Source organism: Roseibium sediminis, assembly GCF_008711325.1.
GTDB lineage: Bacteria > Pseudomonadota > Alphaproteobacteria > Rhizobiales > Stappiaceae > Roseibium > Roseibium sediminis.
Genome location: NZ_VXDB01000012.1, coordinates 17,665 through 30,850, shown reverse-complemented (window position 1 = coordinate 30,850; position 13,186 = coordinate 17,665). Strand labels below are relative to the sequence as shown.

10 protein-coding genes are annotated in these 13,186 nt (G+C 59.2%); all 10 read right to left on the bottom strand.

The window, feature by feature from the left end; translation table 11 throughout:
- Positions 1-48 precede the first annotated feature (48 nt).
- A complete protein-coding gene (locus F0155_RS13250; protein ID WP_208999267.1) occupies positions 49-3,042 on the bottom strand; it encodes a bifunctional [glutamine synthetase] adenylyltransferase/[glutamine synthetase]-adenylyl-L-tyrosine phosphorylase in 2,994 nt (997 codons plus the stop codon).
- A 6-nt stretch (positions 3,043-3,048) separates the two neighbouring features.
- Positions 3,049-4,452, bottom strand: coding sequence for a HAMP domain-containing sensor histidine kinase (locus F0155_RS13245; RefSeq protein ID WP_150525006.1), 1,404 nt, complete (start codon positions 4,450-4,452; stop codon positions 3,049-3,051).
- Complete coding sequence (locus tag F0155_RS13240) at positions 4,436-5,122, bottom strand: response regulator transcription factor (protein ID WP_280177002.1); 687 nt, start codon at positions 5,120-5,122, stop codon at positions 4,436-4,438. Before F0155_RS13240 ends, F0155_RS13245 begins: the two co-directional genes overlap by 17 nt.
- Positions 5,123-5,283: 161 nt before the next feature.
- Positions 5,284-6,816: a Do family serine endopeptidase gene (locus tag F0155_RS13235; protein WP_192913812.1), complete on the bottom strand. Its 1,533-nt coding sequence runs from the start codon at positions 6,814-6,816 to the stop codon at positions 5,284-5,286.
- A 137-nt stretch (positions 6,817-6,953) separates the two neighbouring features.
- Positions 6,954-7,613, bottom strand: a complete 660-nt coding sequence (locus F0155_RS13230; protein WP_150525004.1) for a glutathione S-transferase — start codon at positions 7,611-7,613, stop codon at positions 6,954-6,956.
- Positions 7,614-7,673: 60 nt separating this feature from the next.
- Positions 7,674-8,912, bottom strand: a complete 1,239-nt coding sequence (locus F0155_RS13225) for a bifunctional alpha/beta hydrolase/OsmC family protein (RefSeq protein ID WP_150525003.1) — start codon at positions 8,910-8,912, stop codon at positions 7,674-7,676.
- A 94-nt stretch (positions 8,913-9,006) separates the two neighbouring features.
- On the bottom strand, positions 9,007-9,483 hold the full coding sequence (locus F0155_RS13220) for a cytochrome c-type biogenesis protein (protein WP_150525002.1): 477 nt from the start codon (positions 9,481-9,483) through the stop codon (positions 9,007-9,009).
- A 4-nt stretch (positions 9,484-9,487) separates the two neighbouring features.
- A complete protein-coding gene (locus F0155_RS13215) occupies positions 9,488-11,479 on the bottom strand; it encodes a heme lyase CcmF/NrfE family subunit (RefSeq protein WP_150525001.1) in 1,992 nt (663 codons plus the stop codon).
- Positions 11,480-11,525: 46 nt separating this feature from the next.
- On the bottom strand, positions 11,526-11,966 hold the full coding sequence (gene ccmE / locus F0155_RS13210) for a cytochrome c maturation protein CcmE (protein WP_150525000.1): 441 nt from the start codon (positions 11,964-11,966) through the stop codon (positions 11,526-11,528).
- 60 nt (positions 11,967-12,026) lie between these two features.
- Entirely contained in the window at positions 12,027-13,157 is a 1,131-nt protein-coding gene (gene ccmI / locus F0155_RS13205) for a c-type cytochrome biogenesis protein CcmI (RefSeq protein ID WP_280177004.1), read from the bottom strand.
- Positions 13,158-13,186 lie beyond the last annotated feature (29 nt).

Below are 13,186 nucleotides of genomic sequence, written 5' to 3'. Positions count from 1 at the left end.
AGAAAGCTCACATTTCCCGAAGATGTCCGCCGGCGTCTGTCGGCGTTTTCATTTGTCTTCGACGATCTCTACCGGACCGACAATCCGTTCAAAGGCGGAGCGCACCGCGATCTGGGTTTCAGACAGTTCCAGTTCCAGCCGCTGGAGATCAGGGGCAGCTCCTGCCTTGACCAGAAGATCAAGCACACCACGCGGAGCTTCGCTGGCGACGAACTTGCCGGTGAGCACCATGCGCAGCACCTGGGTCAGACGCTGGTAAAGCCGCAGCGCGTTGACCAGGAGGTCCGCATCATCCGGAGACAGCATGTCCGCAGCCCTGAGTTTGGTAAGCGCGTCGTCCGTGCCTTGAGCAAAGATATCCTCCTTGCTGGTCGCGTTCGCCAGCTGCAGGAACTGGGCGATGAACTCGATATCCACCAGTCCGCCGGCAACCTGCTTCAGTTCCCAGATATCCTTGGTGCCCTTCTCCTTCTCGATCCGGGCGCGCATGGTTCTGACATCATCGGCAAGCTTGGCCCTGTCGCGTTGTTGCGCCAGCGTTGCCCGCAGATGATCGTTGATCTTGTCACGGAACGCGGTGGACGTTGAAGCAATCACCCGCGCCCGAGTGAGCGCCATGTGCTCCCAGGTCCAGGCATCTGTCTTTTGATAGGACAAAAAACCGTCGAGATGCGTTGCCAATGGCCCCGCGTTGCCGGATGGGCGCAGACGGAAGTCCACCTCGTAGAGGCTGCCTTCGGCGGTCGGTGCGGACAAGGCGGTCACGAGCCGCTGGGTCAAACGGGTATAGTACTGGCTGACCGCCAATGGACGCTTGCCGTCCGACTGCGTCGCGTCTTCCGGCGGCTCGTAAAGCAGAATGAGGTCAAGGTCCGAAGACGCGGTCATCTCCCGTCCACCGAGTTTGCCCATGGCCAACACGGCAATTTCTCCCCCTTCAATCCGGCCATGGCTTTCGGCAACGTGATCGATCACCCGCGATAGCAGTCGATCCACGACCACCTCCGCCAGCCGCGCCAAGGCAAATCCGACCTTGTCCGAAGACAGCGTGTCTGAAAGAAGCCGCAGCCCGATCAGGAACTGCTGTTCCTGCGCAAAGATACGCGCCCGGTCGAGCGCTTCTTCGTAAAAGCGCGCCTGTGCAAGCGTAAGGTCCAGCCCATCCCGGAACTCGACCACGCTCGGCATTGCGCCAAAAAACGCAGGATCAAGCACACTGTCGAGAACATGAACGCGGCGCGACACGGTTTCAGCAAGGCGCGGGGCAGCCCCCATGACAGTTGCCAGAAGATGCAGGAGTTGCGGGTTGGACCTCAGAAGCGCAAAAAGCTGCACGCCAGCGGGAAGCTTGGAGAGAAACCCGTCGAAGGCCCGAAGCGCCACATCCGCATTGTCCGTATCTGCCAGCGCCTTGATCAACACCGGATGCAGTTCCGTCAAACGCTCGCGCGACTTGGTGGACCGCACAGCCGGATAGCGCCCGAAATGCCACGCTTTCACGATGCTGGCTGCATCAGACGGTTGCTTGAAACCAAGGCGAGACAGGGTTTCAAGCGTATCCGGATCGTGGTCATCGCCGGTGAAAACCAGATTGCCCAGTTCAGAGGACAGCGCAGGCTCATCCTCGAAAAGCTCGGCATAATGACGTTGCACCGTCTTGAGTTGGTGGACCAGCGCGGTTTTGAAGGCCGCAAGGTTCGCAAAGCCCATCAGCCAGGCAATGCGGGTCAGCCCTTCTTCATCCTTGGGAAGCAACTGGGTCTGTTCGTCGTTGAGCATCTGAATGCGATGTTCAACGGAGCGCAGGAAGATGTAAGCCTCCGTCAGCTCGTCACGCGCGTCATCCTTGATCCATCCGGCTTCCGTGAGCCGTTCCAGCATGTGCAGCGTGCGACGACCGCGCAGCGCCGGGTTGCGCCCACCGGCGATCAGCTGCTGGGTCTGGACGAAGAACTCCACCTCGCGAATGCCTCCCCTGCCCAGCTTCACATTATGCCCGGCAACCGCAATCGCGCCGTGTCCCTTGTGCAGGTGGATCTGACGTTTGATCGACTGGACATCGGCGATGGCCGCAAAATCCAGATATTTTCGCCAGACGAAGGGGGTGATCTCGTGGAGAAAAGCCGTGCCTGCCATGATGTCCGCAGCGCAAGGCCGTGCCTTGATCAGCGCCGCCCGCTCCCAGTTCTGGCCAAGCGCCTCGTAATAGGCGAGCGCTGCAGGCACGGACATGGCGAGCGGCGTTGCTCCCGGATCCGGCCTCAGCCTGAGATCGGTGCGGAAGACATAGCCGTCCGCTGTCCGGTCCTGCATGATCTTCACAAGGCGACGCGTCAGCCGCACAAACTCCACCGGAGCTTCCGCACCGCCCACCATCGGCGCCTTCGCCGGATCGTAGAGAATGATCAGGTCAATGTCAGAGGAGTAGTTCAGCTCCATCGCACCGTGCTTGCCCATTGCAAGAACGATCAGACCGGAGTCGCGGCCCGGATCTTCCGGGTCTTCGGGAGCAAACTTGCCCTTGGCCGCAAGATCCGAAAGGCAGAAGTTGATGGCGGCATCAAGCGACACATCAGCGAAGGAGGACAGCGCAGCTGTCACCGTCGTCAGCTCGACCGCGCCGCTAATGTCGGCCAATCCCAGCGTCAGCGCCAGATCCTGCTTGAGCAGACGCAGCGAGCGCATTAGATCAGCTTCGCTGTCAGCGTTCAGATCGTCCGTTTGCTTCAGGATATCCTTGATCCGTGCTTCCGGGCTCGCCATGAGGATATCCACCAGGCGCGCGCTGTCGGAAATCGCCAGTTCCCGCAGATATGGCGAGTTCCCGAACACACCCAGCAGGAACGGTTTCAGGTTCGGGATTTCATCAATCAGGTCAGCTAGGGCAACGGCGGCCTTGTCATCGGGGGCCCGTTTCAGCACATCATCGAGGAACAGCTGCGCATGCGCCGCGTCCTTGCACAGCGGAACCGTATTCAACCGCTCCATGACCGGGCCCGCTTCAACAGTCGAGGAAAAGGCTGCGGTACCCTGTTCGTGCATCTGGTTTCATTCCTTGCTGGTTTTCCCGATGGGAAGATCAATACAAGCTTTTAATCCCGGCTGCGCATCGCGCAAGGCCAGTTCGCCACCATGAAGGCGCGCAACAGCCTGAACAAGACTGAGGCCCAGCCCATATCCAGGTGCTGTCCGGCTTTCTTCAAGACGCACGAAGCGGTCGCGCACCCGGTCACGGTCATCGGCGGGAATACCTTGGCCATGGTCGCAGACGCCGAGGATAATGCGGTCGCCTGCCTGTTCTGCCTTGATCTCGATCACAATAGAGCCGTCTTCACCGCGGCCGTATTTCATCGCATTTTCAATAAGATTGACGAGCACCTGCGAGATGAGGTCCCGGTTACCGCGAGCAACAAGCCCGGTTCCGGCATCCACGGTCAAACTGCCCCCCTCGTCCTCGATCACGGGGTCATACAATTCGCCGATTTCAGCCGCGATTTCGGAGATGTTGATCTCGTCCATCCCGGCCTCGGGCGTCATCGCCTCGATCCGGGCAATCCTCAGCAGGGCGTCGAAGACACGGATGAGATTCTCGCTGTCACCTAGCGTTGCCTCCAGAGCCTCACGATAGGCCTCTTCGGATTTCGCCTCCCGCAGCGCAGTTTCAACACGCCCGCGCAGGCGGGTGAGCGGTGTTTTCAGATCGTGGGCGATATTGTCCGTCACATCCTTCATGCCACGCATGAGGAGTTCTATGCGCTCCAGCATGTCATTCAGGTTCACGGCAAGACGATCAAACTCGTCGGCTGTTCCCTGAATCGGCAAACGTCTGGAAAGATCCCCCTCCATGATTGTCTTGCTCGTAGCGGAAATCTCGTCGATGCGCTTCATGATGCGACGGTTCACGAAGAACCAGGTGATCACCGCCATGATGACCACAGCGCCGATCCAGACCCGGCGGGCTTCTTCCAGAATGCCGACAAAATGGCGCCGCTCTCCAAGATCGCGCCCGACAAGCAGGCGATATCCACCCCTCAGGTCAAAGGTCCGGATCAGCGCCTCGCGCTTGACTTCCTCCCCTTCCGCATTCAGCCGGTAGTATTGCACGCGCTGCACCCCGCCATCTCCTTCCTCGATGAAGAGGCGCGGCATTTGCGTGATGTTTCCCGCAATCGCGTTTCCGGCAAAATCCGTGAGGAGATAAAGGCTAGCGTCAGGTCTTCGGGCGCGGCTGTCGATGGCCGCCACCAGAGCACGCACACCGCCGCGCGCATATTCTTCCGGCAGGCCGGTGATCTCCGCATCCAGCGTCTGCGTCACCTGAGCCAGCATCAGCTGGTTGGTGTTCTGGGAAATGTAAATCAGCAGGAAAGCCGAAAGGGCCGTGAAAACGGCCAGATATAGCAGAGACAGCTTGAAGGCTGTCGTGCGGTAGATCCTAGCGAGCCGGTTCACGGATCGTGTACCCGGCGCCACGGATTGTCTGAAGCAACGGCTTGTCGAAGTCCTTGTCGATCTTGGATCTCAGCCGCGAGATGTGAACGTCGATGACGTTGGTCTGCGGATCAAAATGATATTCCCAGACGTTTTCCAGCAACATGGTCCGCGTCACGACCTGACCCGCATGCTGCATGAGATATTCCAGCAGGCGGAATTCCCTCGGTTGAAGCGGAATTTCCACCTCTCCACGGCGGCAGGAATGCGCCAATCGGTCCAGAACAAGATCGCCAACCTGATAGGTCGTTTCCACTTCGCCGGACGCCTTTGGACGGCGGGCAAGCGCCTCCACCCGTGCCTGAAGCTCGGTGAACGCGTAGGGCTTGGGAAGATAGTCGTCACCCCCGGCCTTCAGACCCTTGACCCGGTCATCCACCTGGCCCAGTGCAGAAAGGATCAGCACAGGCGTATGGTTGCCGGAGGCGCGCAAGGTGGAGATCACCGAGAGGCCATCGCGCTTGGGCAACATACGGTCGACGATCAAGACGTCATAGGGACCGGACATGGCCTGCTCAAGACCAGCCTCACCATCCGCAGCGCGGTCGGCGACGTGGCCAAGCTCGCTCAAACCCTTGGCGAGGTAAGCCGCAGCTTCCGCATCATCCTCGATGATCAGAATTCTCAGCATGGACAAGTCTTCCGCAAATTCGAATCTCTTTTGGCACAGCATAGGCAAAACACGCGAGCAGCGGCGACCGTTTTATCGGTCGCCGCCGGCGGTCGCAACAAGGAGAGCGTCAGGGGGGCAGAGGGAACACGGCTCCTTGTTGGATTTCAACCCATTGTCAATCAGCTGACCTTCATCGGCAGGGCGACAAAGCGGGTGTTATCATTGCTCTCCACCCGGAAGAGCACAGCCTTGCGACCGTCGTCTTCGGCGCGCTTGATGGCGTCGACAACATCATCCGGACTGGTGATCGCCTGACCGGCCACTTCCAGAATGCGGTCGCCTCGGCTGAAGCCCTTGTCCGCTGCCGGACCATCGGGATCAACCTCGGAAACAATCACGCCGTCACCCTCAAGTCCGGCGGCCTTTGCCGTCGTCAGAACAAGGCCAAGGTCCTCAAGGCTGGTCTCGGTCGGGCTGACTTTCACAGCCGATGCAACAGATTCCGGCTCCTTCAGGCTGCCGAGCTTGACGGCAATGTCCTTCTCGGCCCCATCCCGCCACACGGTGATATCCACCTTCGTGTCCGGGTCGAAAGCCGCAATCATCTTGGAAAGGTCACGCGGGCCTTTTACCTCATTGCCTTCCACTGCAAGGATCGTGTCGCCGGAGCGCAAGCCAGCATCGGCTGCGGGGCTACCCGGCTGAACTTCGGAAACGATCGCACCGCGTGCTTCCTTCAGGTTCAGGCTCTCGGCAATGTCCTCGTTCACGCCCTGGATCTGGACGCCAAGCCAGCCGCGAGACACCTTGCCGCCGTTCTCAAGATCCATGATCACGTCGGTCGCGGTGGATGCCGGGATGGCAAAGGCGATCCCCACATTGCCGCCGGACGGGGAGAAGATGGCCGCATTCACGCCGATCACCTCACCATTCATGTTGAAGGCAGGACCGCCGGAATTGCCCCGGTTGACCGGTGCATCGATCTGGATGAAGTCGTCATAGGGGCCTGCGCCAATGTCACGGCCACGGGCAGAGACAATGCCGGCAGTGACGGTGCCGCCGAGACCAAACGGATTGCCGATCGCAACGACCCACTCACCGACTGTCGGTGCATCATCCGCGAACTTCACATAAGTGAACTTCTCGTCCGCTTCGACCTTCAAGAGGGCAAGGTCAGTGCGGGCATCCGCGCCGATCAGACGAGCGTCATACTCCTTGCCATCATGGCCAATCACGGTGAACTCCGTGCCCTTGTCGATCACGTGGTGGTTGGTGACCACATAACCATCATCGGAAATGAAGAAGCCGGAGCCCTGTGAAAGACCATATTGCTTGGGCGAACCGCCACGGCGACCTTCGCCCTCACGTCCACCGAATTCCTTGAAAAAGCGCTGCAGCGGATGATCGTTTGGCAGGTCGCCAAAGAACTCGCCAAAGCCGCCCTGGCCGTTGAAGTTCATCATGCGTGGGCTGGCTTCCTGCTTCACGCGGACGCTGACCACTGCCGGCTGAACCGCCTGAACAACATCGGAGAAATCAGCAGGCGCATTGCGTTCCACGCGCACCGGATCAGCAAGGGCAAACTGTGATGGAACAACGGTCTGAACCGTCATGAGACCAGCTGCGCCAAGCGCCATGGCACCGGCCAGAAGGCGCGCGCGGCGGGACATGAACAGGGAACGCTTGGTCGAAGGGTCCTGGGTATTCTGCATGATGTCTATCCTCAAAGTGACAAATTGGAGGCCGAGAGACTTCGCGGGGACGTGCTGTTCTCTCGTGTCACTTAAGAAGATAGGAACGCCTACCTTACAGTTGCCTGTCGGTCAGATTAAGGTTTGGTAAGGTTGGGTCACGCAGCGTTTTTGCCGAAAAAAACCGGCGGATTTCCGGCATTCCAGCGCTCATATTTCCCCATCATTGCAGTGAATTTGTCCGACGTTTCGAACCTCTCGAGCCATGAACGCAAGGCGTCCCATGGTTCTGCGTCGAACCACTCCCGCCCGGAATTGGCGAATTGGCGGACAAAGGGAAGAATCGCATAGTCAGCAAGCGAAGCCCGGTTGCCAAAGAGCCACGGGCTTTCCGCAAGCTGCTCGTTGAGCTTGCGAAGAAATTGCGACGCCCCTTCCCGCTCTTCGTGCTTGTCAGCCCCTTCATAGCGGCTGTCATACTTGTAGCGGTCAAGGTGACGCTTGAACGGCCCGTCATTTTCAGCAATCAGCGAAAGCATCGCATCAAGATCGCCAATTTCCGGCGTCAGCCAGCCTTCGGGGTCAGACCTGTGCAAGGCCCAGAGCATGACATCAAGGCTCTCGTCCACAACGCCGCCGTCAAGGTCGACAAGGCACGGCACTGTGGCCGACGGAGAAACAGCCAGAAATTCCGGCGCCTTGTCCCGAAGCACAATTTCCCGCAACTCCACCGTCAGGCCGGACGCCGCAACAGCCAGCCGCGCCCGCATGGCATAGGGACAGCGCCGAAAGGAATAGAGGATGGGAAAATCGGTCATGGCGACGGGTTCTTCCTGACTGTATTTTTTCAAGCAAGGAACCCGTCGATCAGATCAATGTCAAGTCGAGGGCTTCTCGCGTGTGACGACCGCAGACCCGGCTTCAAGGGTCTTGTGGACCGGGCACTTGTCAGCGATCTCCAGAATACGAGCGCGGGTTTCGGCGTCCACATCGCCGTCATAGGAAATCTGACGCTCGAAACGATCGATCCTCCCGCCCTTCTCCTGCGCTTCATGCGAACAATCTTCGCAATCCGGCGCGTGAACCTTGTTGTGAAGCACTTTCGTGGTGATGTTGCTGATCGGGAGGTTCTTGCGATCAGCATAGAGCCGGAGGGTCATCGTGGTGCAGGCGCCAAGCGCTGCGGACAGATAGTCGTAAGGGGTCGGCCCACTGTCGAAGCCGCCATAGCTGACCGGCTCGTCAGCAAGCATCCGGTGCGAGCCCGTTGCCACCGTTGACTGGAACTTGCCAAGCCCAGTTTCGCGAACTTCGACGCCGTCCACCTGCTCCGTCTCGGTTGCTTGATTTTCAGCATCGATATAGCCGCTGGCCCAAGCCGCAATCACACGGGCGGCATAAGCAGCATCTTCCTCCCGGCTGAGCAGGTGATCTGCCTTGTCGAGCGACACGAAGCTCTTGGGGTGCTTGGCGGCAACAAAGATGTTCGTGGCGTTTTCAATGCCCACAGTGGCATCGAGCGGCGCGTGCATCACGAGCAGCGCCTTTCCCAGAGCACCAACCCTGTCGCGCACCATTTGGGCTTCGAGGTTTTCGACAAACTCGCGGCGGATCGTGAAGGGGCGTCCGGCAAGATCCACCTCGCTTACGCCCTTTTCGCGGATTTCATCCAGCTTGGCACCGAAGTTGTGAACCACATGGTCCGCATCGGACGGAGCCCCGATGGTCGCAACGGCCCGAACCTCGGGAACATCACCGGCAGCGGCCAGAACGGCTGCACCGCCAAGCGAATGCCCGATCAGAAGCTGAGGGGCCTCGAAATTTTCGCGCAGATAGTCGACGGCACGATTGAGGTCCTCGATGTTGGAGGAGAAGTCGGTGGAAGAAAAGTCGCCCCCACTTCCACCGAGGCCGGTGAAATCGAACCGCAGAACCGCGATCCCCTCGGCGCTCAGGGCACCAGCAATATGGCGGGCGGCGGCAATATCCTTGGAGCAGGTGAAACAGTGGGCAAACAGGGCATAGGCCCGGACTTTGCCGGCAGGCATATCCATTCGTGCCGCCAGTTTCGCGCCATGCGCCCCGTCGAATTCCACCTTGATTGGACGATTTGCCATGTCTGCCGCTCCCTGTCGATTTTCTCAAGTGTGCGACAGAAATAGGGATTTGGCCAAGCCAATCAAATCACGAGAAGTTTTACGCTGCGTGAGGTCAGCTGTTTTCGCTCTTCAAGAGCGAGTCCAGTCTGGCCTTTTCAGCATCGCTCAACGGCACAGAGGCGACCGGATCGGATGTCATCTGCTTGCGTCGGCGAACGGCCATGAAAATCCCGATGGCTCCGGCCAGAAGCACCACGGGAGCCGAGGCCCAGAGGATCAGCGTATGACCACCAAAACGCGGTTTCAGCAGCACGAACTCACCATAACGATCCACCAGATAGGTGATCACCTCGTCATCACTGTCCCCGGCAACAAGGCGCTCGCGCACCAGAACGCGAAGGTCCTTGGCAAGCGGCGCATCGCTGTCGTCGATGGACTGGTTCTGACACACCATGCAACGCAGATTGGCCGACAGCCCCCGCGCCCGTGCTTCCAGCGCAGGATCGTTCAAGATCTCGTCCGGCGCAATGGCAAAGGCGGAGCTGGTCGCAATCAGCAGGCCGAGAAGCAGCGTAGAAAGAAACCGCATCACATCACTCCGCCGGTGTCGCATCGGGAATGGCCTGACGCCGGGCTGCAGGCTTGGGTGCCCCTACCCGCAGTCGACGGTCGGCGATGGAGAACACCGCACCAACGGCCATGATCAGGCTGCCGATCCAGATGAGCGTGATCAGCGGCTTGAAATAGACGCGCACATCAATGGAAGCTCCGTCACGTGGTTCGCCAAGCGAAAGATAGATTTGCGAGAACCCGATGGTGTGAATGCCTGCCTCGGTCGTCGGCATCTGCCGCGCCGTGTAAAGCCGCTTCGAAGGGTCCAGTTCAGCAATCACGATTCCGTCCTGTCGGATAACAAAATGGCCGACATCCTCGCGATAGTTTGGCCCCTGACGCGGCGCGATGCCATCAAAGGTGATCTCATAACCTGACACGGACACCGTATCGCCCGGCGCCATGGTCAGCACTTTCTCATCCTGAAAGGCCGTTGCCGTGACAATGCCAAGCGCGGTAACGCCAATGCCGAAATGGGCGATTGCCGTTCCCCATGCAGACCCCGGCAGGCCTTTCAGACGACTGAAGCCACGCACGAGGCCAACTTCGAAAAGCTTCACGCGGGTCACGATCTCGACAATGGCACCAACCATCACCCAGACGGAAAGCCCAACGCCAAGCGGTGCAAGCACGCGCTCCATGCCCCACAGCCAGAATGTGAAGAGCACCAGGAGGATCGCAACGCCGAAGGCGGCATAAAGGCGTTGTGTCGCCGCCAGCAAGTCCCCCCGTTTCCAAGCCAGAACCGGGCCGAAGGGAACCGCCATCAAGAGCGGGATCATCAAGGGGCCGAAAGTCAGATTGAAGAACGGCGCACCAACGGAAATCTTCTCGCCAGTCAGCGCTTCAAGGGCGAGAGGGTAAAGCGTGCCAACCAGAACGGCAGCGCAGGCTGCTGTCAGGAACAGGTTGTTCAGAACCAGCGATCCCTCGCGGCTGATCGGCGCAAACAGGCCGCCCTGCTTCAGCAATGGCGCGCGCCATGCGTAAAGCGAGAGTGACCCGCCAATGAAGATGCACAAGAGGACCAGAATAAACGTTCCACGGGCGGGATCGGTGGCAAACGCGTGCACACTCGTCAGGACGCCCGAGCGCACGAGGAAAGTGCCCAGCAGCGACAGAGAGAAAGTGAAGATCGCCAGCAACACGGTCCAGATCTTCAGCGCCTCACGCTTTTCCATGACGATGGCGGAATGCAACAGGGCCGTTCCGGCAAGCCACGGCATGAACGAGGCATTTTCGACCGGATCCCAGAACCACCAGCCACCCCAGCCGAGCTCGTAATAGGCCCAGTAAGAGCCCATGGAGATGCCAAGCGTCAAAAACGCCCAGGCAAGAAGGGTCCACGGCCGTACCCACCGAGCCCACGCCGCATCAATACGGCCGAGCAGGAGCGCAGCAACTGCGAAGGAGAAGGTGATGGAGAAGCCGACATAGCCGACATAGAGAAGCGGCGGATGGATCGCCAGACCGATATCCTGAAGGATCGGATTGAGATCGTTGCCCTCGATTGGCGGGTTGGGAATGCGATTGAACGGATTGGACGTCGCCAGCAAGAACAGCAGGAAGCCAGCGCTTACCCAGCCCTGAACACCGAGCGTGGCGGACCGGAGCGGCGCAGGCAGATTGCCGCCGAATATGGCAACCAGAGCGCCGAAGAAGACAAGGATCAGCACCCACAGAAGCAGGGATCCCTCATGGTTCCCCCAAACGCCGGTGATCTTGTAGATCAGCGGTTTGGCCGAATGGGAGTTCTGCCAGACATTTTCGACCGAAAAGTCCGAGTTGAGATAGGCAACCGTCAACGCCGCGAAGGAAATCAGCACGAGAAAGAACATGGAGACCGTTACCGGCGAGGCAACGGACATCATTTTCTCGTCTTCCTTCAGGGCGCCCCACACAGGCACCACAGACAGAATGAGTGACAGCACAAAGGCCAGCACCAGTGCAAAATGTCCCAGTTCAACGATCATGCGTCTATCCCGCGTCCGTCCAGGTCAAGGCTCACCAATTCGGGGCCTATTGTTCACCGCCCTGCCAATGCCCCTGTTCCTTCAGAGCATCTGCCACTTCCTTGGGGATGTAGTTCTCATCGTGCTTTGCCAGAACATTATCTGCAACAAACACGCCGTCAGCGCCAATCACACCTTCGGTAACAACCCCCTGCCCTTCACGAAAGAGGTCGGGGAGAATGCCCGTATATGTCACGGCAATCGTATTGGCGGTGTCCGTGACACGAAACTTCACCCGTGCATCATCGAAGCGCTCAAGCGAGCCGTCTTCGACCAGTCCACCAAGGCGAATACGCTGTCCCTGCGGGATCTGCTTTTCCGTGATGTCAGTCGGGCTTTGAAAGAAGACGATCTGGTCATTGAGTGCAAAGAGCACCAGCCCAAGCGCCACCGCCAGCACAGCGCCTGCTGTGCCGATCATCGTCAAACGTCGTTGTTTTCGCGTCATCGCAAATGCGTCCGTCACTCACTGCAGGTCCCTCCACCTGCAGATCGGTTCATCCTTGCCCTATTGACCTGCTAACCCAAGTTCGGCGGCCATCGCATTGATATTGCCCAAACTCTCTGCATTGTCGGCAAAGGCTTCCCTGGCCTTGCCGAGAGCGTCTGCGGCCTTCGCATTTTCCCCAAGAACCATATAGGCGCGGATCAGTCTTTGCCAATCCTGCACGCTGCCGCCCTCTCCGGACAGGCGGTCAGCCAGGCCTTGAACCATATTCTGGATCATGGCCTGCCGGTCTTCGGCATTCATTTCCCCGGCGGCTTCCACCTGCTCGCGGGTGGGTCCTTTCGGAGTTTCCGCAGCAGACGAAACAGTTCCCCCCACCTTGCGCAACTCCTCCTGGGCGGCAGGAACCCAGAATGCCTTCGGATCGGCATCGGCCAGAAGGCTTTCCCACGCAGCAATCGCCGCTTCCTTCTTTCCTTCCTGCCCCAGGGCAAGAGCAATGAAAAAGCGCGGTTTCACAGCTTTCGGTTCAAGCTTGACCGCTTCCTCGAAAGCCTTGCGAGCGTCGGCAGTCACGATTCCCTCGTTCGCAACGGTCAAGGCTTCACCCATGTCGGTGAGGTAGGTCGTTGTCGGACCGAGCAGCCTTATGGCATTGGAATAGGCATTTGCAGCCGCTTCAACATTCCCAAGACGCATGTAGATCGGCGCAAGAACTTCCCAGCCCTTTCCGTCTTCCGGATTTTCAGCCAAGTGCCGTTCGGCCTTGGCGACCAGCTCGTCAATCGTCTGGTTTTCCGCCGGCGCTGCCAATCGCTCTTCAAGAGGCCGGTCAGGCATGTCGGGAGAACCAAGGGTCAGATAGAGGCCGAGCGCACCTGCAGGAATGGCCAAAATGGCCAAAAGTTGCGTGAAGCGCACCCCGAACATCGAACCGAGGCTGCTCGCCTCACCATCCCGGCGTTCATGGGCAGCAAGAAGACGGCGCGCAATTTCGGTACGGGCGGCTTCTGCAGCCGCTTCATCGATCAGGCCCCGTTCAAGGTCCCGGTCGATCTCTTCAAGTTGCTGACGATAGACTGCCTGATCCGCAGCCGAAGTCGTGCCCGCAGTCTTCCGGGCGCGGGCCAGTGGCAAAAGGATAGACAGGGACGCAGCAGCGGTCATTGCCGCAATCAAAATCCATAGCATCATGGGCGCACTATAGACATTCCAGCAGC

Bases quoted from the DNA above. Each gene is read 5' to 3' on its own strand.
- F0155_RS13225 (WP_150525003.1), bottom strand. From the start codon at position 8,912: ATGGCAAATCGTCCAATCAAGGTGGAATTCGACGGGGCGCATGGCGCG.
- F0155_RS13230 (WP_150525004.1), bottom strand. From the start codon at position 7,613: ATGACCGATTTTCCCATCCTCTATTCCTTTCGGCGCTGTCCCTATGCC.
- F0155_RS13240 (WP_280177002.1), bottom strand. From the start codon at position 5,122: ATGCTGAGAATTCTGATCATCGAGGATGATGCGGAAGCTGCGGCTTAC.
- ccmE (WP_150525000.1), bottom strand. From the start codon at position 11,966: ATGACGCGAAAACAACGACGTTTGACGATGATCGGCACAGCAGGCGCT.
- F0155_RS13220 (WP_150525002.1), bottom strand. From the start codon at position 9,483: ATGCGGTTTCTTTCTACGCTGCTTCTCGGCCTGCTGATTGCGACCAGC.
- F0155_RS13215 (WP_150525001.1), bottom strand. From the start codon at position 11,479: ATGATCGTTGAACTGGGACATTTTGCACTGGTGCTGGCCTTTGTGCTG.
- F0155_RS13250 (WP_208999267.1), bottom strand. From the start codon at position 3,042: ATGCACGAACAGGGTACCGCAGCCTTTTCCTCGACTGTTGAAGCGGGC.
- ccmI (WP_280177004.1), bottom strand. From the start codon at position 13,157: ATGCTATGGATTTTGATTGCGGCAATGACCGCTGCTGCGTCCCTGTCT.
- F0155_RS13235 (WP_192913812.1), bottom strand. From the start codon at position 6,816: ATGCAGAATACCCAGGACCCTTCGACCAAGCGTTCCCTGTTCATGTCC.